This is a genomic window from Candidatus Cloacimonas acidaminovorans str. Evry, from assembly GCF_000146065.2.
Taxonomy (GTDB): domain Bacteria; phylum Cloacimonadota; class Cloacimonadia; order Cloacimonadales; family Cloacimonadaceae; genus Cloacimonas; species Cloacimonas acidaminivorans.
The window spans coordinates 1,543,279-1,565,730 of the sequence record NC_020449.1 but is presented as its reverse complement, the minus strand read 5'-3'; the positions used below and the strand labels follow the sequence as shown (position 1 = coordinate 1,565,730).

At 37.7% G+C, this 22,452-nt stretch carries 18 protein-coding genes and 1 riboswitch; of the genes, 6 read left to right on the top strand and 12 right to left on the bottom strand.

Features of this window, described 5'->3' with window-relative positions:
* Window positions 1-167: 167 nt before the first annotated feature.
* From CLOAM_RS06320 to CLOAM_RS06300, 5 genes are all read left to right on the top strand, one after another.
* Window positions 168-380, top strand: a complete 213-nt coding sequence (locus tag CLOAM_RS06320) for a cold-shock protein (RefSeq protein ID WP_018196882.1) — start codon at window positions 168-170, stop codon at window positions 378-380.
* A 64-nt stretch (window positions 381-444) separates the two neighbouring features.
* Entirely contained in the window at window positions 445-2,088 is a 1,644-nt protein-coding gene (locus CLOAM_RS06315; protein WP_015425048.1) for a YgiQ family radical SAM protein, read from the top strand.
* Between the two features lie 1,206 nt (window positions 2,089-3,294).
* Window positions 3,295-5,193, top strand: a complete 1,899-nt coding sequence (gyrB, locus tag CLOAM_RS06310; RefSeq protein WP_015425046.1) for a DNA topoisomerase (ATP-hydrolyzing) subunit B — start codon at window positions 3,295-3,297, stop codon at window positions 5,191-5,193.
* 13 nt (window positions 5,194-5,206) lie between these two features.
* The gene (gene gyrA, locus CLOAM_RS06305; RefSeq protein ID WP_015425045.1) at window positions 5,207-7,831 is read left to right on the top strand and encodes a DNA gyrase subunit A; all 2,625 of its coding nucleotides are present in this window, start codon (window positions 5,207-5,209) and stop codon (window positions 7,829-7,831) included.
* Window positions 7,812-8,390 (top strand): hypothetical protein, encoded by a 579-nt coding sequence (locus tag CLOAM_RS06300; protein ID WP_232502662.1) that lies wholly within the window; start codon window positions 7,812-7,814, stop codon window positions 8,388-8,390. Before gyrA ends, CLOAM_RS06300 begins: the two co-directional genes overlap by 20 nt.
* Before the next feature lie 616 nt (window positions 8,391-9,006).
* Here CLOAM_RS06300 and CLOAM_RS06295 read toward each other — a convergent pair.
* The 12 genes from CLOAM_RS06295 to CLOAM_RS06235 all read right to left on the bottom strand — a co-directional run bounded on the left by CLOAM_RS06295 (window position 9,007) and on the right by CLOAM_RS06235 (window position 21,949).
* Complete coding sequence (locus CLOAM_RS06295) at window positions 9,007-9,792, bottom strand: DNA-methyltransferase (protein ID WP_044279018.1); 786 nt, start codon at window positions 9,790-9,792, stop codon at window positions 9,007-9,009.
* Window positions 9,793-9,794: 2 nt separating this feature from the next.
* Window positions 9,795-10,694 carry a type II restriction endonuclease gene (locus CLOAM_RS06290; RefSeq protein WP_015425042.1) on the bottom strand — a complete coding sequence of 300 codons (900 nt, stop codon included), beginning with the start codon at window positions 10,692-10,694 and terminating at the stop codon, window positions 9,795-9,797.
* Between the two features lie 88 nt (window positions 10,695-10,782).
* Window positions 10,783-11,760 (bottom strand): DNA adenine methylase, encoded by a 978-nt coding sequence (locus tag CLOAM_RS06285; RefSeq protein ID WP_015425041.1) that lies wholly within the window; start codon window positions 11,758-11,760, stop codon window positions 10,783-10,785.
* Between the two features lie 139 nt (window positions 11,761-11,899).
* The gene (locus CLOAM_RS06280) at window positions 11,900-12,832 is read right to left on the bottom strand and encodes an LVIVD repeat-containing protein (protein ID WP_015425040.1); all 933 of its coding nucleotides are present in this window, start codon (window positions 12,830-12,832) and stop codon (window positions 11,900-11,902) included.
* Window positions 12,829-13,815 carry an AAA family ATPase gene (locus CLOAM_RS06275; protein ID WP_015425039.1) on the bottom strand — a complete coding sequence of 329 codons (987 nt, stop codon included), beginning with the start codon at window positions 13,813-13,815 and terminating at the stop codon, window positions 12,829-12,831. The genes CLOAM_RS06280 and CLOAM_RS06275 overlap by 4 nt, the downstream gene beginning before the upstream one ends.
* Window positions 13,808-14,812: a lysylphosphatidylglycerol synthase transmembrane domain-containing protein gene (locus CLOAM_RS06270; RefSeq protein WP_015425038.1), complete on the bottom strand. Its 1,005-nt coding sequence runs from the start codon at window positions 14,810-14,812 to the stop codon at window positions 13,808-13,810. Before CLOAM_RS06270 ends, CLOAM_RS06275 begins: the two co-directional genes overlap by 8 nt.
* On the bottom strand, window positions 14,809-15,648 hold the full coding sequence (locus CLOAM_RS06265; protein WP_015425037.1) for a class I SAM-dependent methyltransferase: 840 nt from the start codon (window positions 15,646-15,648) through the stop codon (window positions 14,809-14,811). Before CLOAM_RS06265 ends, CLOAM_RS06270 begins: the two co-directional genes overlap by 4 nt.
* On the bottom strand, window positions 15,648-16,631 hold the full coding sequence (locus CLOAM_RS06260; protein WP_015425036.1) for an NAD-dependent epimerase/dehydratase family protein: 984 nt from the start codon (window positions 16,629-16,631) through the stop codon (window positions 15,648-15,650). Before CLOAM_RS06260 ends, CLOAM_RS06265 begins: the two co-directional genes overlap by 1 nt.
* Entirely contained in the window at window positions 16,624-17,415 is a 792-nt protein-coding gene (locus CLOAM_RS06255; protein ID WP_015425035.1) for a tyrosine-protein phosphatase, read from the bottom strand. The genes CLOAM_RS06260 and CLOAM_RS06255 overlap by 8 nt, the downstream gene beginning before the upstream one ends.
* Before the next feature lie 3 nt (window positions 17,416-17,418).
* Window positions 17,419-18,300: a polyprenyl synthetase family protein gene (locus CLOAM_RS06250; protein WP_044279017.1), complete on the bottom strand. Its 882-nt coding sequence runs from the start codon at window positions 18,298-18,300 to the stop codon at window positions 17,419-17,421.
* A gap of 928 nt (window positions 18,301-19,228) precedes the next feature.
* Window positions 19,229-21,115: a TonB-dependent receptor gene (locus CLOAM_RS06240; protein WP_015425033.1), complete on the bottom strand. Its 1,887-nt coding sequence runs from the start codon at window positions 21,113-21,115 to the stop codon at window positions 19,229-19,231.
* A gap of 21 nt (window positions 21,116-21,136) precedes the next feature.
* Window positions 21,137-21,949 carry a hypothetical protein gene (locus CLOAM_RS06235; protein ID WP_015425032.1) on the bottom strand — a complete coding sequence of 271 codons (813 nt, stop codon included), beginning with the start codon at window positions 21,947-21,949 and terminating at the stop codon, window positions 21,137-21,139.
* Window positions 21,950-21,990: 41 nt separating this feature from the next.
* A riboswitch (molybdenum cofactor riboswitch) is annotated at window positions 21,991-22,109 on the bottom strand.
* A 157-nt stretch (window positions 22,110-22,266) separates the two neighbouring features.
* Here CLOAM_RS06235 and CLOAM_RS09715 point away from each other — a divergent pair.
* On the top strand, window positions 22,267-22,422 hold the full coding sequence (locus CLOAM_RS09715; RefSeq protein ID WP_157860015.1) for a hypothetical protein: 156 nt from the start codon (window positions 22,267-22,269) through the stop codon (window positions 22,420-22,422).
* Window positions 22,423-22,452 lie beyond the last annotated feature (30 nt).

The window sequence follows — 22,452 nt, the reverse complement described above, 5'->3', positions numbered from 1 at the left end:
CTATCAAGATTTTTAATTTTCCGGAAGAATGATGTCCTCGTCGTTCATTTAAAAGCAAGCTTTTAACTTCCAGACCTCAAGACCTCCAGACCTCTCTACTTTTTTAATTGACATAATCAGCTATATTTTTTTCTATGACATTAGGATAAAAATATGTGAGGTTCAATATGAAAGGAAAAGTAAAATGGTTTAACAAGAATAAAGGTTATGGCTTTATTATTACTGATGACAACAAGGAATACTTTGTCCACTGGAAATCTATAGTTACCAATTCTCCGCGGGAACTGAAAGTTTTGGAACAGGATGAACTGGTTACTTTTGATTTGATGGAAACGGACAAAGGCATTCAGGCAATCAATATTATCAGAGTTAATCCCTGATTAGATGCCTACCTTTTTTCAGGGGTAATGGAAAGTTATAAAATCCATTACCCCTTTTTTAGCGATGCCTTTTCTTCCAGTTAACCAATCGGACCTGAAAGAGAGGGATTGGGATTATTTAGACATCATTCTTATCAGTGGAGATGCCTATATAGACCACCCTTCTTTTGCTGCAGCAATTATCGGACGCACTTTAGAAGCAGCCGGTTTTAGAGTTGGAATTATTCCTCAACCGGATTGGAGAAATGATTCCTCTTTCACCGTTTTAGGAAAACCGCGTCTCTTTTTTGGCATTACTGCAGGCAATATGGATTCTATGGTAAATCATTACACAGCCCAGAGAAAACTGCGTAATGACGATGCTTACAGTCCTGATGGAATTTCCGGAAAGCGTCCTGACAGAGCTATCATTATCTATACCAATATCATAAAGCGTCTTTTTAAGGGTGTGCCAATTGTTATTGGAGGCATAGAATCATCCTTGCGTCGGATTGCTCATTATGATTTTTGGCAGGATAAAGTTCGCAATAGCATTTTGGCAGATAGCAAAGGGGATATTTTAATTTACGGAATGGGGGAGAGACCTGTAACGGATCTGGCGATTTTATTGCAAAAAGGAGTTCCTGTAAGCAGTATTCAAAATTTGCCTTCCACTGTTGTTTTTTCTTCTACTTTTCCGGCAAAGGAGGATATTATTTTGCCGGAAGCAGAGAAGTGTTCCGCTAAAGAGACCTTTTATCAAATGACCAGACAATTTGAGGATAATTATAGAACAAAAACTATCTTTCAAAAAAATGCAGGACGCTGGCTGAAACATAATCCACCGGCAAAACCATTAACTACAAAGGAAATGGATAGCATTTATGCTTTGCCTTTTGCATATCAACCGCATCCTGTTTATGCAGGGCACAAAATTCCTGCTTATGAACAAATTAAGGATTCTATTACTTCTCATCGCGGATGTTATGGTGGTTGCAATTTTTGTGCTATTGCCTGTCATCAAGGACGCAATATTCAATCCAGATCGGAGACCTCTCTGCTGAAAGAAGCACAAAAACATACCGGCACAATTTCCGATGTAGGTGGTCCAACTGCAAATATGTATGCTTCATTTTGCGGTTTGGATTTTCCTGAGACCTGTAAAAGAAATTCCTGTCTGGTTCCAGATATTTGTCCCAATTTGCAAATAAATCATTCGGTTCAGTTGGAAATCCTTGCTAAAATAGGGAATTTACCCCGTATCAAACATTTATTTATTGCCTCCGGAATTCGCTATGATATGGCAGTAAATGATGATAACTATATTGAAGCCCTTGCTACTAAATATACGGGAGGGCGTTTAAAACTTGCGCCGGAGCATTCTGTTTCTAGTGTTTTACGCTTGATGAATAAACCGCAGATTGAGGTCTTTGAAAAGTTTTGTAAAAAGTTTTATTTTTACACTAATAAAGCGGGACTAAAAAGCCAAATTATTCCTTACCTGATAATTGGTCATCCAGGAACTACTATGGAAGATGCTTTTGAACTTCGTAATTGGCTAAGAAAAAATAAATTAAAGGTAGAACAGGTGCAAGAATTTACCCCTACGCCTATGACAATTTCCACTTGTATGTATTATACCGGTTTAGATTATGAAACAGGAAAGCCGATTCATATTCCTAAACCCTCTGAAATACGCAGGCAAAAGGAACTGATTATTAACCAGTAGAACGACATTCGCGTCGTTCATTTTGTAGTTGTTAGGCGGTAAGGAATAAATATATTGTAAATTAGAGGTAAACAAAAAATGGTGTTCATAATTCTAATTATTCTTATAGGATACGGCTTGATAAAGTTATATAAGTTATCTAAATCTTATAATCCTTTTCACCCAACAGGAACAATAATAGATGAATATCTCCCAAAAGGTAATCGTAACATCAATATAGAGATAAGAATAAGAGATAGGGACGAAAAAGATTAAAAGTTTAACATTTTTATAGTTTCCAAGAGCAATACAATGATAGCGTGGAGAGCATAAACCTTTCCTTAAAACCCAATAATGCAATAGAAATAATTGTTAATATCATTTCTCCATTCGTTAAGCACATATTGTAGTAAAAATTTCGTAGAAAGCAAATTAGATTAATTCCCTATTGAAAATTCAGTTATATAGTTTAAAAATATCTGGATTCCTGATTTCGCAGGAATGACATTAGAACGATAGATATTATGGAAAGATTTGAACCCGGCGAAAAGCGTAAAGGACATAACTTATCTCTCTTATTAAGAATGAGTTCCGCAGGAACGACAGATATTAACGACGGGTTTGAACCCGGCGAAAAGTGAACAACTTATCTCTTTTGTTAAGAAAAAGTTCCGTAGGAACGACAGATACTAACAACGGGTTTTAACCCGGTGGTAAAAATCCCTTTAGAAATCTTCAGTTTCTTTGGCAAATAGGAAGTTGCCGCCCCATTTTTATTCAACCGCATTATTGGGGATAAAAATTAAAGGTTATAGCAGAATGCCTATAATCGTCACTCTTTATTGAAGTTATATATTCTTCCTTAGGAGCATTGCTTACCCATTGCTTACCCATTGCTAATCCCATCCGTAATGGGTAAGCAATGATTAGGTAATGCTATTATGGAAAAAAAGCAACTTTCACAATGACAGCATATTAACCTGAAAGGGAGAAAAAAGGAGCGGGAAAAAAGGGAATTTTAATGCCCTCCCAAAAACAAAAAAAACGGGTTTTATAACATATTGCAAGATAAAGGATTATAAACAGAAAATAGACAAAGAAAGTGCTTGACAATAACACTATATCATTTACTGTGGCAACAAATTAAGGATTCAAAATCCAGTGAGATTCATTTATCTGGAAAAAAATCCTTAGCTTTATTCATAAAATTATAGGAGACAATAGAATATGCAAAGCTCAACTTATACAGCCAGCAATATCAAAGTGCTGAAGGGTCTGGAAGCTGTCCGTAAAAGGCCTGCAATGTATATTGGAGGCACCAGTGAACGCGGTTTGCATCACTTGGTTTACGAAGTTATAGATAATTCTATAGATGAAGCATTAGCAGGTTATTGCGATGAAATTATTTGCACTATAACCACCGAAGGAAATATTAGAGTGGAAGATAACGGACGCGGAATTCCTGTTGATATCCAAAAAGATATGGGAGTTCCGGCAGTGCAGGTTGTCTTAACGGTTCTGCATGCAGGGGGGAAATTTGACGATAAAAGTTATAAAGTAGCCGGAGGTCTGCATGGAGTTGGTGTTTCAGTAGTAAATGCTCTTTCGGAATTTCTGGAAGTGAATATTTTTAAGGACGGGAAAGAATACTTTATGCGCTTTGAAAGAGGTCTTCCGGTAACCGAATTACAGGTTTTAGGGGATACCAATAAAACCGGAACAGTAGTAACTTTCCGTCCCGATCCACTTATTTTTGAAACAACGGAATTCAGCTTTGATTATTTAACTTCCCGCTTAAGAGAACTGGCATTCCTGAATAGTGGATTACGCATTATTCTAAAAGATGAACGCAGTGGTCGGGTTCATGATTTTAAATATGAGGGGGGAATAAAAAGTTTTGTGGAATACTTAAATCAGAACAAAAAACCGCTTTTCCCCAATCCGATATACATTTCCAGCGTGAAAGAAGGAATGGAATTTGAAGTAGCCCTTCAATATAACGAGGGTTATCAGGAAAACATTTTCAGTTTTGCCAATAATATTAATACTACTGAAGGGGGAACCCATTTAAGCGGATTTAAAAGCGGTTTAACGCGTGCTGTAAATACCTACATCAAAAATGCCGATCTGCTTAAAAATGAAAAGGTTAGTCCTTCTGGTGAAGATATTAGAGAAGGGCTTACTGCAGTTATTTCACTTAAAATTGCCAATCCCCAATTTGAGGGACAGACCAAAACCAAACTGCAAAATTCGGAAGTGGAAGGAATTGTTAATAGTGCTGTTTACGAAAAGCTTATGGAGTATTTTGAAGAGCATCCTGCTGAAGCAAAAAATATTACAATGAAAAGTATTTTAGCAGCACGCAGTAGAGAAGCAGCCAGAAAGGCAAGAGAACTTACCAGGAGAAAAACTGTCCTGGAAAGTGGCTCCCTGCCAGGAAAACTTGCTGATTGCACTTTAAGCGATCCGGAAAAAACAGAACTCTTTTTAGTGGAGGGTGACTCGGCAGGCGGAAGCGCCAAACAAGGAAGAGATCGTTCTTTTCAGGCAATACTTCCTTTGTGGGGAAAAATGCTGAACACGGAAAAAGCAAGAGTGGATAAGGTTTTGAACAACGATAAAATTCAACCGATTATTTTAGCTTTGGGAGCTGGAATTGGACAGGAATTTGACATTAGCAAACTGCGTTATCATAAAATCATTATAATGGCTGATGCTGATGTAGACGGCTCTCATATTGCCACTTTGCTAATGACCTTTTTCTATCGCTATATGCGTCCCGTAATTGAAGAAGGTAAACTCTATATTGCAATGCCGCCTCTTTTTCAGGTTCGCAAAGGAAAACAGAAGGTTTATGTGTATAATGAAGAAGAACGGGATAAAGCAATTCGGGAATTTGGTGAAAAAGGTGTGCTTGTTCAACGCTATAAAGGACTTGGTGAAATGAATGCGGAACAGCTTTGGGAAACCACTCTTGATCCTAAAAACCGGAAAATGATTGCTATCAAAATGGATGATGCCATTGAGGCGGATAGAATGTTTACCATTTTAATGGGCGATGAAGTAGAACCCAGAAGGGAATTTATTCAGGAAAATGCCCGCTATGTAAAAAATCTTGATGTTTAAGGAGCAAAAATAGATGTCTGAAACAACCAATATTATTCCTGTTCAAATAGAAGAACAACTAAAACAAGCATACCTTGATTATTCTATGAGTGTGATTGTTTCACGCGCCTTACCCGATATTAGGGATGGCTTGAAACCCTCTCAACGCCGAATAATCTATGCGATGCATGAACTTAATTTAACTCCCGGAAGTCACTTTCGTAAATGTGCAAAAATTGCCGGGGACACAAGTGGTAACTATCATCCTCACGGAGAACAAGTTGTATATCCTACTTTAGTGCGTTTGGCACAGCCCTGGATAATGCGTTATCCGTTAATTGAAGGTCAGGGAAATTTCGGTTCCATAGATGGTGATCCGCCTGCAGCAATGCGATATACAGAAGCACGCCTGCAAAAAATAACAATGGAAATGCTTACCGAACTGGAGAAGGATACCGTTGAATTTAGAAGCAACTACGATGAAACCCGTCAAGAACCTACTGTTTTTCCTGCGCGGTTTCCCAATTTACTGGTAAACGGTTCTTCCGGAATCGCTGTTGGAATGGCAACCAATATGCCACCCCATAATATAGGTGAGGTCTGTGATGCCATTATTGCTCTGATTGATAATCCCGATTTGCAACCATTGGACTTGCTGGAATATATTAAGGGACCCGATTTTCCAACTGGTGGTTTTATTTTGGGAACTGAGGGAATAAGAGAATATTTTGAAACGGGTAGAGGCAAAATTATTATGCGGGGTGAAACTGAAATTGAAACCCTACCCAATGATATAGAACAGATTATAATTCGTTCCATTCCCTATCAGCTTTCTACAAGTCAGCTTATAGAACGAATGGTGGAGCTGGTGAAAGACAAAAAAATTGAAGGCATTAGCGATATTCGGGATGAATCCGGACGCGATGGAATGCGCATTGTAATTCAGGTAAAACGCAATCATGATGCTCAAGTAGTGCGTAATTTGCTTTATAAATATACACAGCTGCAATCCACTTTTGGCGTAATTAATCTCTGTCTGATAGATGGTGTTCCGCAAGTTGTGAATATGAAAGAAATGCTGCAGAATTTCATTGATTTTCGGCACGAAGTTGTTTTACGCCGCACTCAATTTGACCTGCGCAATGCCAAAGAACGATTGCACATTTTAGAGGGCTTGAAAATAGCTCTGGATAATCTGGATGAGGTTATTGCTCTAATCCGTGCTTCACAAACACCAAATGATGCCAGCGTCGGTTTACAGGAGAAATTTGGCTTAAGCGAAATTCAGGCAAAAGCTATTCTGGATATGCGTCTCCAACGCTTAACCGGTTTGGAACGCGATAAAATTGAAACGGAATATCAGGAATTGTTGATTATTATTGCTCGTCTTACCGAACTTGTTGAACATAAAGAACTTAGAATGAATTTAATTAAGGAAGAAACAGCTGAAATTAGAGATAAATTTGCTGATAAAAGGTTAACTACAATTATCCCTGCTCCGGCTGGAAGTTTCAATATGGAAGACCTGATTGCGGATGAAATGGTGGTTGTTACTATCACTCATGATGGCTATGTAAAACGCTTACCTGTTGATACCTATAAAGTTCAAGCCAGAGGAGGAAAGGGTTTAAGCGCTTCCAATCTGAAAGAAGAGGACTTTATTCAATACCTCTTCGTTGCCAGCACTCATTCCTATATCTTGCTTTTTACCGATCATGGAATGTGTTACTGGCTAAAGGTTTTTGAAATTCCGGAAGCAAGTAGAACAGCTAGAGGAAAAGCCATTGTGAATTTGGTAAAACTTGCTGAAGGAGATAGAATTAAAGCTTTTGTAACTTTGAAGGATTTCCATCCCGAACAAAATATCGTGATGTGCACGCGTAACGGTCTGGTTAAAAAAACACCTTTAACCGCTTTTTCGCATCCTCGCTCCATCGGTATTAAAGCTATCAAACTGAGAGAAGGCGATGAATTGATTGATGCCAGAATTTGTGAAGCGGGAGATGATATTCTTCTGGCTACTCATGATGGAAAATGCAATCGTTTCAGTGAAAGCGAAATCCGTTCTATGCGTCGTTTTTCCCAAGGTGTGAAAGGAATTCGTTTGCGCAATGGAGATTATGTAATATCTATGACTATTGCCACTGCTCAGGATCAATTGGAAAACGGTAAACCCAATTCCTCCACTATTTTAGCTATTAGTGAAAAGGGTTATGGCAAACGAAGTCCTATTTCCAGTTATTCTGTTACCAGAAGAGGTTCTATGGGTGTTATAACCCTGAAGACAAATGAACGAAACGGTTATTTGGCTGCTTTGATGCTGGTGCGGGATGATGACGATTTAATGATTATCACTCAAGGCGGAATGATTATCCGACAACGCGTTTCCGAAATTTCCGTGGTGGGAAGAAATACTTTGGGAGTGCGTTTGATAAACCTTGCTCCCAATGATGTAGTGCGCGATATATCTCTTGTTCATTCAGAACCGGATGAGGAATCCCTGGATAAAGAAGTGGAAACCTTGAAGGCAAAACCAGCTTCTAACCTGGAAGAATTTGCAGATGGGGAAGATGAAGAATTCGCTGAAGAAGATGAAGAAGAAATTGAAGAAATGGATGAATCGGAAGAAGACCTTGAAAATGAAGAGGATAACGAATAAACATTGCAGAATGATGCTGACAGCAGGAATTTTATTTCTGCTGTCCGCTTGTTCTGTAAGCCAGTTTGTTCCCGGGGAAGGAGTCGTTAGCGAAAATAATTATGCTGTTATTCGTACGGATACATTATTGATTATCGTTAAACCCCAAAGCTACCCTGGAAGTTATCAGGAAATCAATAACCGTTTCTTCCCCATCTTTATCAGTATAAAAAATAATTCCAGACAAAAAATTAAACTGCAGGAAAGCTCATTCAGCATTCTTTGCAATGAAAAACAATATGATCCCGTTCCCGTAGATTACATTCTCTCTGATCTGGAACGCAGAATGATGTTGAAGGAATTCAGTGACCCTTTTTCTCCCACAACAGAATTCGGTATCACAGACAGAAATAAAGAACAGGAAATGTATTATGAACTGGTAAATAATGCATTTAGCTCGGCAGAACTTTTACCCGGTGCCAAAAAAGAGGGATATCTCTTTTACAATAGAGAAATTGCCTCCGCCCGCTATTTTACAATTAATATCCTGGGAACCGCTATTCCCTTCGTAAAGCAATAATATACATTCTATATTGAACATACATAAAAAAAAGGGAGTGTTCAACCAATTGGGTCTTTAAGGGGACTCAATGTATCTTGACAAAAAGGTTGTAGCAAATATATGCTTGTGTCATGAGCAAAATGAAAAAAAAGATGTCCTTTATGTGGAAGTTTAGAGGGTTGAGAAGGTTTAGAAAGTTTAGAAAGTTTATAGGGTTTAGATTCCCTTTGCTCTCTGCCCTCTGCTAATAAGCCCGGAGGGCGATACAATGATAGCGATGGTGGCGTAAGCCCCTCGGGAAAAGTAAGCCCCGAGTTTTTTTCTTTTTTCCTTTTATATTCCCAGAAAGCCCCTTAGGGCGACACTTATATAGCGATGGTGGCGTAAGCCCCTCGGAAAAAGAGAAATAAACCCCCATTCTAAATCTCATATTCTGATTCCGAAAAGGGTTATCCGGAAGCTAAAAATCGGTTAAGAGGAAAACATTTATGATTTATCTATAAAAAAATTATCTAATATCTCTTCCGCTCACGAGTCCTCACTACAAAACAAATTTGAGGGTACCTTAAAAGCTATTTCGGCAGTGACGACTCTTAAATTGAATTATAAATATAACTTCAAAGTTTCCACAAGGTTAAAGAGTATCTTTTATCCTTTCAATGGTCAATTTCAAATAATCAATATTGATATCTATTCCTATATAATTTCTATGATATTTTTTAGCAACAACACCGGTAGTACCGCTTCCATTAAAGGGATCGAGAACAAGGTCCCCTTCATCGGTAGAAGATAAAATGATTCTTTCCAATAATGCTATGGGCTTTTGAGTTGGATGTTTTCCGTGTATTTTTTCCCTTGCAGGTGTAGTTGGAATACACCAAACACTTCTCATTTGTTTACCTTTCTTATTGATAATATCTCCCATCCAGTCAGTATTTTTCATTAGCTCATAATGATATTTTTGTTTCTGTAAGGGGTCTTTAATTGCCCAAAGAATTGTTTCGTGAGAAGCAGTAAAACATTTTCTGGTAAGGTTTGGAGCTGCATTAGGTTTGAACCAGCAAATATCATTAATAATTCTAAACCCTTGTTTTTGTAACTCATAACCACATTGATAAATTGAATGGTAGGTTCCGCTAATCCAAATAGTTCCTGATGGTTTTAATATTTGTCTACATACAGAAATCCATTTATGGTGGAATTCTGATTTGTTATTAAATTCATCAAGCAAATCCCAGTCACCCTTTTTCACACTTACCATTTTTCCGCTTTTACAAGTTATGGTTCCATCCGATAAAAAGTAGGGAGGATCGGCAAAAATCATATCTATTGAGTTGGGTTCAAGTTCTTTTAAAATTTCCATACAATTTCCCCAATATAAGCAGAAACCTTCAGCAGAAAAATATTTACTATAGCTCATAATCAATTAGTAAGGATATATTCTAAAACACCATCCAAAACCATTTTTATATTCAGGATATAATCAAGCTCATTAAATGCTTCTTGCAAGGGTCTTTGCGTTGTTTTCCAACCCCAACCATCAGTTATCCATATAAATTGTAGGTTATGACTTTTCCAAAAGTTATAGATATTTTTATATTCACCTGCTGTTGATTTTAATTTTGAACCGACAACGTTGTAGAAATTGACTTCACATAAAAATAACTGACGGTCTTTTTTTATTATGAAGTCAACTTTACGATTTGTTTTATCTACAGGAAGGTCAATTCCCCAGTGTTTTTCTACTTTTGACTTGTTAGCAGATGCTAAATATTCAAGGTTGTTTTTTTCACAAATCCTTTTAATATGATTATTCATTAATTGTTCCATTGCTTTTCCTGCTCTATTTTTGCGGGCATTGGAATCCAATCCTACTTCAATTCCGAAAACATAATCAACCAAGTTCTTTATTTTGTTTGAACTTAATAACTGTAATAAACCAGCTCTGTCAGCAAAATTTAAGGCATCTTCATCAGAAAGGTTTTTAAAATTGAACTCTTTTGCTTGGAGGTCATTTTCATCATTAGAAGTTAACAGGGTAATACTATCTTTTCTGCAAGCAACAAGAACAGGTAAAATATGCTTAATTTCCGGATGTTTTTTCAGAAGATATTGAAATTCATTGTGGATATTCTTTTTGCCTATGAGATAGTTCATTGTATTTAGGCATATTTCAATATCCTTTATGTGCTTGGATACTTTTTCCCAGTCAACAAGATAAGACCAGTTATTGATTGTAGGTAACATAGTATTTATAAGATAGTTAAATACTTTTTCGGGGCTGTTCAGTTTTAATTTTTTATATACAGATAATTGTTTCAAGGTAAACCTCCCAATCTATGATAAACATTATATATACTATATAAAGCATAATTTTTATTAGTTTAGAACTGAGACATACTCCATCACCTCAATAATTCGTCACAAGTATTTCAGTAATATTACCTCTTTTTTCGGCATCGGAATTTATCATTCTTTTTGCTTGTATTCGGCTTATCTTATACTCTTTATAGAGGTTATCAAAAAAGTCATCCTTGGGATTTGTAACTCTGGGATCGGAGTTTGATAAAATCTGATATACATCAGGTCTATCCATTTCCTGAAAAAAGTTAGCTAATCTGATTTGGTCTTTATCGGCAAAACCTTCTTTGGCATAAGAATTGAAATTGGAGGTCTTGGTTAATGGTCTATAGGGAGGATCATAATAAATTAAGGTGTTTTCTTCAACATAATTTGCAGCCAAGGAAAAGTCACCCTGTAGAATTTTTGTATTAGACAGTGCTTTATTCGCATCCCAAAGGTTTTCTGCTTGACATATTGAGGGTTTATCATAACGACCATGAGGGACATTAAATTCCCCGTTTTTATTCTCTCTATATAAACCGTTAAAACAAGTCCTATTAAGAAAAATCATATAGGCAGAGTGTCTTATCCATAATTCGTTGTAAGTGGTATCAAGGTGCTTTTTACTATAATTAAACTTTTTTCTGATATCATAATACAAAGTAGTTCTCTCAGTTTGGGAAGCATTATTATATTTATTATCCAATTCGGATAATAAAGCAATTAAATTCTCTACAGCATATTTAATAACTTGATAGGTTATGATCAAATCACGGTTGATATCTATTATGAAAGATTTATCTATCTGAAAACAGGATTGTAAATAAAAGAAAAATGCACCACCTCCAATAAATGGTTCAATATAAACAGGAATATGCATACTTTTTTTGAATTTATCCGGAAGCCGATCAACAAGTTCGGGAATTAGTTGTCCTTTACCACCTGCCCATTTTAAAAAGGGTTTTGCATCAAAGTTAAACAATTTCATCTGAGTGGTAGGCATATATTCCTTAAGGTTTACTTCAGATAATATCTGGTCTTCCATAATATCTTCTTCCTAATTATTTTCCCTTTCTTGTCATTAACCCTCACTGCCAAACAAATTTGAGGGTAGCGTAAAAGTTATTTCGGCAGTGAGGACTCCTGACTCTCTGCCCTCGCTCTCAGCCCTCAGCCCTCTGCTTTTACCGGTATTCATAGAGCATCCAACCCTCTTTTCCCAGTCCTAAAAAAATGTAATCATTGGCTACATCCAAATCGTAAACGGGAATAGTGAGAAAGATGTTGTTGATGTCTTCTGTCTTGAGGGGATTAGTTACATCAATAATTTTAACTCCCCCGCGACCTAAGGCAATAAAAAGACGGTTATCTTTAATATCCAAACTCAGGATTTCGTTAGTCATTCTAATTTGGCTGATGAGAGTTGGCTTTTTGGGTTCATAAACATTGAAAGCCAAGAGGTTTTTTCCGGCACCGATCCAAATTGTATTTCCGTTTTTAACCAAACAAGTGGCATCTATAATTTCGTAATTTACACCCAAAGAAACAGGATAGGATTGATCGGTAATATCTACGGCAACTAAACCAAAATCATTGAGAGCAAAAATATAAGGGTAACTTGCCACAAAGTCCTTAATGCCCCATTTTTCAGAAAAAGTAGCTAATAATTCGCGTGTGCTTCCACCGCTTAAATTAATAATATCAATTCCTCTATAACGGTCTGCCACATAAAGGATAGAACCTTCGCGGGTAAGTTTATCACCTACAATTGTTTGGGGGAAGAAAATGCGGGAGCCAGTATATAAGCTATCTATCAGAATAACCTGATTGGTAGGTTCATTGGAAGCTACATAAAGATGTTTGCCGGCAAGAGTTTCAATATCCTCAATTGGATTGGGAGAAAAAAAGGCAGCTTCCAGTTTGGGCTGCCAGGCATTAAATATGGAATAAACCCAAATGTAATTCTGGTTATTAGTATAAACCAAATCATCGTCAAAGCGGATGGAATATGCCTGCGAACTTTTAACCTGAACCAGTTGATGCAGAAATTTATTATCAATGGCAAAGAGGGATATACACATTAGCAGGCAAAGAAGAAAGAATATAAAGCGTTTCATTTTTGCTCCAGTAACCAGTTAATGATTTGTTTGGAGTTAATTCCTTCCGCTTGAGCTGCGAAGGAGGGTAAAATACGATGCTGTAACACATTGATGGCAGATGCCTTAACATCTTCTTCTGCAGGAGTTAAACGTCCATCTAAAGCGGCTCTTGCTTTGGCAGAAAGAATAAGATATTGTGAAGCACGTGGTCCTGCTCCCCAGGCAACCCACTGTTTAATTTCATTTAAGGCATCATCCGTATTGGGACGGGATTTTCTTACTAAATTTACGGCAAATTTAAGAACATGATCACTTACAGGAAGAGAACGCACTGCTTGTTGTAAAGATATTATTTGTTGACCCGTCAGCTGAGGTGTAATTACAGGATTTTCCAGTCCCGTAGTGCTTTCGGCAATTTGGAGTTCTTCTTCTAAAGTAGGGTAATCAATATTGATAAAGAACATAAAACGGTCTAACTGTGCTTCCGGAAGGGGATAAGTTCCTTCCTGTTCAATGGGATTTTGAGTTGCCATCACTAAAAACGGTTTACTTAAGGGACGGGTAACGGTTCCGCTGGTTACTGCATATTCTTGCATTGCCTGTAATAAAGCTGCTTGAGTTTTAGGAGGTGTGCGGTTAATTTCATCTGCCAGAATGATATTGGCAAAAATAGGACCTTTGATGTATTCAAAGTGCTTTTTTTCGGTAATGGGGTCATTTACCAAAATCTCCGTTCCGGTTATATCGGAAGGCATTAAATCGGGGGTAAATTGAATCCGACTGAAAGAAAGCGAAAGTGCTTTTGCCAGAGAAGAAATAAGCAAGGTTTTTGCTAATCCCGGAACACCTTCCAGAAGAATATGTCCATTGGCAAAAAGGGCAATGAGGACATCGGTTAGAACTCTGTCCTGACCAATTATAACATTATGTATTTCGTTCAGCAGGGTTTCTTTCAAGCTCTGCATTGCAGTTATATCTTGTATCAGTTCTTCTTTAGTCATTTATTTTATCTCCTTTAATAGCTGTGAATAAGAGTTCAGGACCAAGAACCGCGAAAGCAATTATACCCCATAAACTCATTAATCCGGCAGTTAAAATATGTCCAAAAGCCATAATTGCCGAGGCAGTGGTCTTTGTCAATCCAAATCCTATACTGAAAATAATAATCATCATCCATTCGTTACTGCCAAGTTGAGCGGGAGGTTGAGGAATGGCATAGGAAAGATTTATTAAAGTATAGCCAAATAAAACCAGAGCAAAAGGATAAAATATTCCAAAAGCTCGGAACAGCAAATAAAAATATGTTCCGTCCAATAAAACCCCTCCGGCAGTTAAAAATAATGCCGAAACCAGCTTGAAAGTATGATGTTCAAAGAGGTTAAGCTCACTGATAAACATTTCTATGCCCGGGTTTATTTTTGCCTTTGCTTTTTGGGGCAACCAGGAAAAAAGCGAGGAAATAATTTTCACCGCCAATTCCTTTTTCCAAACAGAAATAAGCAGGATAGCAAAAGCTACAATAAAGATCAGCAATAATAAACAAAGTAAAATGACCATTGGAGTGCTCAGTTCAATGGTTGTGAAAGGTAAAACAATGATGATAAACAAGATGGCAATAGTATCAAAGACCTTATCTACAAATACCGAAGGCAATGCTTTCATATAGGGTAGAGAATAATTTTTTTTAATGAACCAGGCACGGGCAAAATCTCCTGCTCTGATAGGAATTAAATAGTTGAGCAGATTTCCCGCCATAGCATACAGCCAGGTTTTGAATATACCTGGATTAGCAGGAGCGGGAATAAGTAAACGCCAACGCAAAGAACGCAAAAAATAGGCAGAAAGGTATGCCACGGAAGCAATTATAACCCAATTATAATTGACTTGTGCAATTTGGGCTTTAATTTCCTCTAAAGGAGTATAATATAACCAGGCAGCAAGCAAAAGGATGCCTATAATTAGACCGATTACTAATGAGTTACGATTTTTTCGGGTCATTCACTATTTTCCGGAGTGAAGAGCAGATAATAATGGTGAGCCCAATATTTTTTGAACTGTTTGGGAGCAGTTCTTTCCACAAAACTATATTTAAACATCTTTTCGGCAAATTCACTGTCTTCATCCTGATAGTAAGTAAGAATGGTAACAGGTTCCGTATTGTTTTCCTGAATTTCCTGTTTTTTCAGCAGGCGGTTAAAAAAGAGTTCTTTTTTCATTCCAATATCGGGCCAAGGGGGACAATCAATATAGTTTTCGTCTTGCAATTGCCATTTATTTTGTTTCATCAGGAATTTGATGGTAGCGGGATCAAGATATTCCGGATGCAAAAAAGGGTATTTCTCCGGTGAATAATCCTTTATCTGCATTTTATAGCCGATTCCGTTTCGGTTGGGAACACAAATAAGAATTGCCTTTTTGCAAACTCTGCAGAATTCGGAAAGAAAACTTCTAATATTTTGAGTAAACCACAAAGCGGAAAAATTGAAGCCCAAATCAAAATGTTTGTCAGGATAATCCAGTTTCACATAATCAAGGTTATATTTGATATCGGTATGTAAACGCAATTCTTGCCATAATTCCCGAATTTTTTCTATGCGCTCTAAATTATGATCTTCCAGAGAGACCTTTATTCCCTGTCTTGCCAAATTTAGCAGATTTATACCGCTTACTCCGGTAAAACCAAAACAGGGTGTTTCCAGAGCCGATTGAATTTTATAGGTCTTACAAACAAAATCCAGCAACTTATTGAGGACAATGCGTTCATAAGAAGAGCCCAAACCCTCATCCGGATTATCAAAATATTTTGCCCAGTCATTAATAATCGGAACAGCCATCAGTGTTTCTGATAGTCCTTTATGGTTATTTCAAATTCGGGAATGGTGAAATGGGATTTGTAACCTTCTTTTTCCATTATGTCGTAATAGGCGCTCACATCGTAAAACCAGCTTTTGGAAATTAGCTCAAAACGGCTGATCCATAATTCATTCTTCACGAGACGAGCAAGTTTTTCACCCCAGGCAAAGAAAATTCTATCAAATCTTAAAGCACGGGGATAGTTTTTTCCGTGAAGCTGACGGGAAATAAAATCTACCAATGATTGTAAACGCACCGGTTCACGATCCGCTACCGTAAGGGTAAGTCCACTTTTCCATTCGCGGGTTGCAAGATAGAGAAATGCCTTCACCAAAGCATCAATATGACAAAGATGAATCCAAATAGGTCTGTTTATAAGCGGGAAAAGATGTTTGTCTACTAATTTTACCATTTGATAAGGGAAACCGAAATCGCCTTCTCCATAAGCAATACTGGGACGGACAATTCCTGCATTCAGTCCATTTAAAATAGCGCGATTGATGATGCGTTCCGATTCTATTTTCGTGTAATGATAATAATTATCAGGGTTTTTCTCGGTTTGCGGACCAGCAGGAAGTTCCTGAGGAATAGCACCAAAAACACCTACGGAAGAACAATAAATCAAACGGGCATCTTTGGCAAGGCAATATTCTACCATCTGTCCAGTGCTGTAAACATTACTGCGGAGATATGTTTCTTGGGGAAATTTTCTGCCACCGCGTAATGCACCAATATGCAAAATGGTATCAAATTCATTCGTAAAGAGAAATTCCTTTAATGAAGCAGTATCGGCAAGGTCAATAGTTACAAGACGAATTGCCTTTTCAAATTCCTGATAGCGCCTCGGCTCTGTCTTAGGACGTACTAAAGCCGTAATATTAAAATCGGGACAGGACTTTAACATTTCCCGCAAAACATTTCTGCCAATAAAACCGGTAATTCCGGTAATTAGAATTTTAGCCAAAAATCCTCTTTATTATACTGCGTCTGTGGTGATGATGAGAATGATGAGGTCGGTAAACCTGAACATATTCATAAGGGATATTTTCTCCGCTGGCAATGCAGGAAGGGAAAACATAAAAAAGCAAATGCGCGGTATGATTATCAATCATCTCTTCTACCTTATCGCGCGCTTCAAAATAGGCAAGATATTTACCCCGAATATGATCGTCCGAAGCAATAAAATGTGTCCAACCCTTATTTACTAAAATCCAGGCAGTGGACTTAACCTTTTCGCCATAAAGTCCAAGCAAGCTTCCGGCATTGGTTTGCATATAAATATTACGATAAATCAGGTCTTCAGCGCGAGAGGGTTTTTGCATAATGCTCACATAGCGTTCCGCATGAGCCAAAATAGGTTTGTAACCAGCACGTAATAGGGGAAAGATATTATTATAAAAATCATTGGGCAGACCATTTAAGTCGCTTTCCAAAAGGATATACGAACTTTTACCCATAGTCAGATTGTGGGTTTTTATATCTTCCAAAATATCGGGTTGCAAATAAATCTCAAAACCGGGTTGAATATCAAGGTCTATACCTGCATCTTTTACTTTATTAACGAGAGTATTGAATTTCTCATCATATTCCTGACGACTGTATTGATAATGACCCTTAAAGTAATGTGCCGTTAAATAAACTCTTTTAATTCCACCTTCTGCCATCTGGCATAACTGCCTGAGAGAATCATTTAGGGATTTTGAACCATCATCAATATTAGGCAGCAGGTGAGTATGAATATCAACCATTGATCAGGGTAATCTCTCTTTTATCATAGCTACGAATTCCAATAAAACAGAGTTATTGGGATAGGGCTTCAGCATTTTAGCTGAATCAGCAAGCATATTTTCTACTGTTTTACGAGCTTTATCAAAACCCAGCAGAGCTGTATAACTGGCTTTGGAAACAGGAACATATTCTTCATCCAAACCCTCACTTCCGCGAGAATAATCTGCTTCAATATCTTCAATCATTTGATAGGCAATTCCTAAATTCAAGGCATAAGCTCTCATAACCTGATGTGTTTCTTCATCTGCTCTACTTAGCAAACAGGCAATATCGGCAGATGCCTGTAATAACGATCCGACCTTTTTCATATCAATATAATTCAAGGTGTTTATTTTCATCACTTTATGCCGGCTGGAAAGAGCTACTACCTGTCCTCCAATCATTCCATAACTTTTTGTGGCATTGGATAGAATGCGAATTGCTTCCAGGGATTGTTCCGGGTTTTTAAGCTCGCTGATAATTTCATAAGCAAGAGAATAAAGTGCATCAGCAGCCAAAATAGCTATGGCATTACCATATTTAATATGCAATGCCGGTTGACCTCTTCGCTGTGTTCTATTCATCACACTTGGCAAATCATCGTGAACTATGGCTCCATTATGTAACAATTCAATAGCGACTGAGGACTTTAGAGCATCCGGAAAAGTGCGATGTTTCTTAAATCCCGTAAGCATTTCAAACATAGAAAGAAGCAGTAAAGGACGCCATCTTTTACCTCCCGGAATTACTGCTTCATAAATTGCTTTTTTAAGCTCTGTGGCATATTTGTCTTCAAATGTTAGTGCGTTTTTAAGTTCCTGGTCAATAAGTTCAAAACGCGACTCAAAATACTTCTGTAAAAGCAAAGCATACTCCCTTTTCATCAAGCTTGACAAAAGCTGCTATTTAACTTCTTCTTTTTTATAAAATACCATAGTTTTGTCAAGGTTTTTCTCTATTTTATACCGAAATCACCGAAAACACTGAGAACACCGAAAAAACAGTGTAGCTGGAGGACACCGTTCCTCCGCAAAATATGTAGCCGGAGGACGCTGTTCATCCGCATACAAAAACCTAAATTTTATAAGCCACATTATAGCGATAATAAGTGACTCTTTGGTTTTTGATTTTGATTCATTTCCTTTCTCCTGGAACATTAGTTCGCGTGTTAACTTTTTTCAGGATGACTCACTCAACCCTATAAACCTTCTAAACCTTTATACGAGGGGTTTACACACCCTTCTACATCATTGTGTCGCCCTTTGGGGCTTTTGGGAACCGGGAAAGGTAAATAAAAGAAAAATAATCGGGGCTTACTTTTTACGAGGGGCTTACGCCACCATCGCTATCGTTGTGTCGCCCTCCGGGCTTATTAGCAGAGGGCAGAGGGCAAAGGGAATCTAAACCCTATAAACCTTCTAAACCTTTATACGAGGGGCTTACATACCCTTATACATCATTGTGTCGCCCTTTGGGGCTTTTGGGAACCGGGAAAGGTCAATAAAAGAAAAATAATCGGGGCTTACTTTTTACGAGGGGCTTACGCCACCATCGCTATCGTTGTGTCGCCCTCCGGGCTTTAAGGTATCTCAACCTTCTCAACCTTCTCAACCTTCTAAACTTTCTCAACCCTCTCAACCTTCTCAACCTTCTCAACCTTCTCAACCCTCTCAACCTTCTCAACCTTCTCAACCTTCTCAACCCAATAAACTTTATAAACCCTACAAACCCTCCAGACCTCACAACCTTCAGAACTTCAGACCTCTGGACTTCTCGCCTTCTTGACCTCCCGACCTATATTATCGCTTGCAAACCAAGAGAAAAGTTTCTTCCCGGTTCTGGATATCCGTATTCGCTTTGGTAATCTTCATCCAAGACATTTTCCACACCCAGAAAAAGTTTAAGTCGTTTCCAGGGGATGGTTAATATTAAATCGTGTTTCCAATAGGGAGCTAAAGTATGATATCTTCCGTCATCGTCTTGAGAAAGACATCTGTCTCTGTAGGAACTGTTTATTCTAAATCCGATTTTATAGGGAAAAGTGAATTGTTGGCATAATTCAACGGAATTTTTTGGTGTTTCAGTTAAGTAATAATCGCTTATTTTCCGGTAGCTGAGATAAGCATAATTAACGCTGGTTTGGAAAAATTTATCCGGAGAAAAGCTTACTCCGATTTCTGTTCCCTGTGATTGGACTTTATAGATATTTTCATAGTGTCCGTTATACAAATCAATCAGGTCTTTGGTATCGTTAAAATAAACGCTGAAAGACAGAGAAATTTTGTTTTGCCAAAGTGCCTGATTATGATTAATTTCCAGTTTCAGAGAATTTTGCGGTTTTAAATCGGGATTTCCCTTACTGGCTGAATAAAGTTGACGCATAGTGGGATGAGAAGTATTGCGACCTATAGCAAAAGATGTTTCACTATCAGGAATTATTTCATACACAATTCCTACGGCGGGTTCCAATTGAGGTTGAATTTTGTTATTATCTCTATTTATTCTGGTATTAACTCCTATTCCGGTGGTTAATAACAATTTAGGAATAATGGTGCATTCAAGTTGACTGAATGCCTGATGAATATGGACAACCGAATCCGTCCATTGTTGGTAAGAATCATTATCTTTCCGGTTATTGCCCTGGAAATCGTAATTATAACCAATATCCAGTTTTTTATTTCCCGTAAATGTTTTAGTAAAACGGGAATGAAAGCCAAAACCGGCATTGTGCATTTTAGAATCTAAAGTTAAATTTTCATAAGCAGGGTCTTTATATTCCAAATAGCGATCGGTGCTTCCATCATTGATTAACTGCAGATTTAAAGTGCCGGATTCACTCACTTGCATTTTAGTCCATAAGCCGATATGATAACGCATCCAGTCCTGATATTGCCTATAGCGTTGTTCATAAATAGAAGAAGGAATATTCTTTTTATCCATTTTATTATAGCCAAAGTCCACACCTAAATTATGGAAATTTAAGAATTCCTTATCCAGAGAACCGGAAATGTTATAGAGGCATTTATCGCTGTTATTACGAACTCCTCCATCTTCATAAGGGGTAGGAATAAATTTTTCGGAGAGTACAAAACCGTCTGTTTTTTCCTGGGAAACTCCTATACGGTAATTCCAGGTATCAAAACTATGAGCGGAAGATAGGGTTATTTCATTGGTATTATTGCGTTTAAAGAGTGTATTCACTTCCAGCCAGTAATTATTTGGCGGAGCTTTGGTAATAATATTTACTACTCCGCCCATATTATTTGTTCCGTAAAGAGGTGAAGCAGGACCCTTCAAAATCTGAATTTCTTCAATATCCAGCAAAGAGAGCTTACTGATGTCCACATTGCCGAAATAACCGTTATTTAAGGGTTTGCCATCTACCATTACCTTGATTTCGTTTTTGCGGAAACCACGTAAGCGTAAATTACTTTCGTCTTTTGTGCCAATAGTAGCGCTGATGCCAACGCTATTTTGCATTGCTTCGCGTAAAGAAAGCGCATTTTTTACATCTTCACCTTCAATTATATGCAGAGAACCAATTGCCTCTGAGGGCTTTTCTACTATTACATAAACGGTGGGAAGAGTATAGGTCTTCAGCGAATCCTGTTTTGCTGTTCCACCAAGAGTAATGGTAACTAATACCAAGATTAGTAGCAGGACAATTTTCAGCTGCTTCACTTCTTTGGCGAAATAGTTTTTTTAATAGTCCGGTAAAGGAGTAGCTTCATAACCGCTGAAATTGGCAGGAACAGGAATGACTATATCTTTTTTATCTTGAGGTGCATTGGTAAAATTATGATCTTGTGAGCTGCCATTTATCACTTCTATGCTTGCCAATTTCTTAAACTTTTTTAGCGCTCCTGGCAATGTATCATTTATCTCAGGAAAAGTTGTAACTTCAGAATCCAGCAGATAATAACCCTCAGCAATTTGTTCCGGGGTATAATCTTTATAATAGTCATCTATAGCGATTAAACGAATATTGCTGCTATCGGATAAACTGATACCCTGTAAAAGATCGCTGAGTTTAATTGCTTCTTCATTTGCGGAATTCCAATTCGGGATAGTATAAATTGTTAAACCTTTCAATTCAATGGTCTTACTGCTTTCTCCACTGGTAACCTCAACTTTGCGGTATAAATTGAATTGGGTTGTGCTTTTTACTTTAAAAGCATTAGGAAGTCCAAGTTCATCGGGAAACCAGGTCCTGTTATTGTCGGCAGGGACAATATAGCCCTCTTTAAAGAAGTTCCAGGTTAAATCGTAACCGGCGTAAGATGAATTACGGGGACTGAATCCATCGCTCGCTTCAATTTCATAAGCGAATAATTCCCGGAAATTCAAGGTATCACTTGCATTGGGATCAATTAAATCGCGTAAAATAGTGTTGGAAATAAATTGATCCAGTTTGTAACCGTAGAAATCAACATTTGTTGGGTTATCATCCTTTTCACTGCAGGAAAACATAAACAGCGTAAGGACAACGAGTAAAAGCAAGCTAAATTTTTTCATTTTTCCTCCATAATAAGTATAGAGGCAAACAGGGATGAAAAGTTATATTTCCACTGTTGCCTTTCCAAATACGGGAGGCATAATCGTTTCCAATTATACCCAATGGCGCAATTCCATACCAAAGGGGTTTAGGAATATGCGCTCGGCTTTTTTCAAAAAATCCAAAGCAGGAAAATTTGTCAACCCCAACTTAATTTTCACGCAGATTTCGCAGATGACGCAGATTAAAAATGAGAATAGGTATGGGATGAACAGGATGATTTGGGCAGAGGGCAGAGAGCTTAGGGCAGAGAGAAAATAGGTATGGGATGAACAGGATGATTTGGGCAGAGGGCAGAGAGCTTAGGGCAGAGGGCTTAGGGCAGAGAGAAAATAGGTATGGGATGAACAGGATAAAAGGGATTTACAAGATTTCTAGTATCAGTTCCGTAGGAATGACAGCTATTATAGAAGGGTTTCAACCCGGCGAGTAAGAGGAGAATGAAAAAAGGGGCTCACGCAGA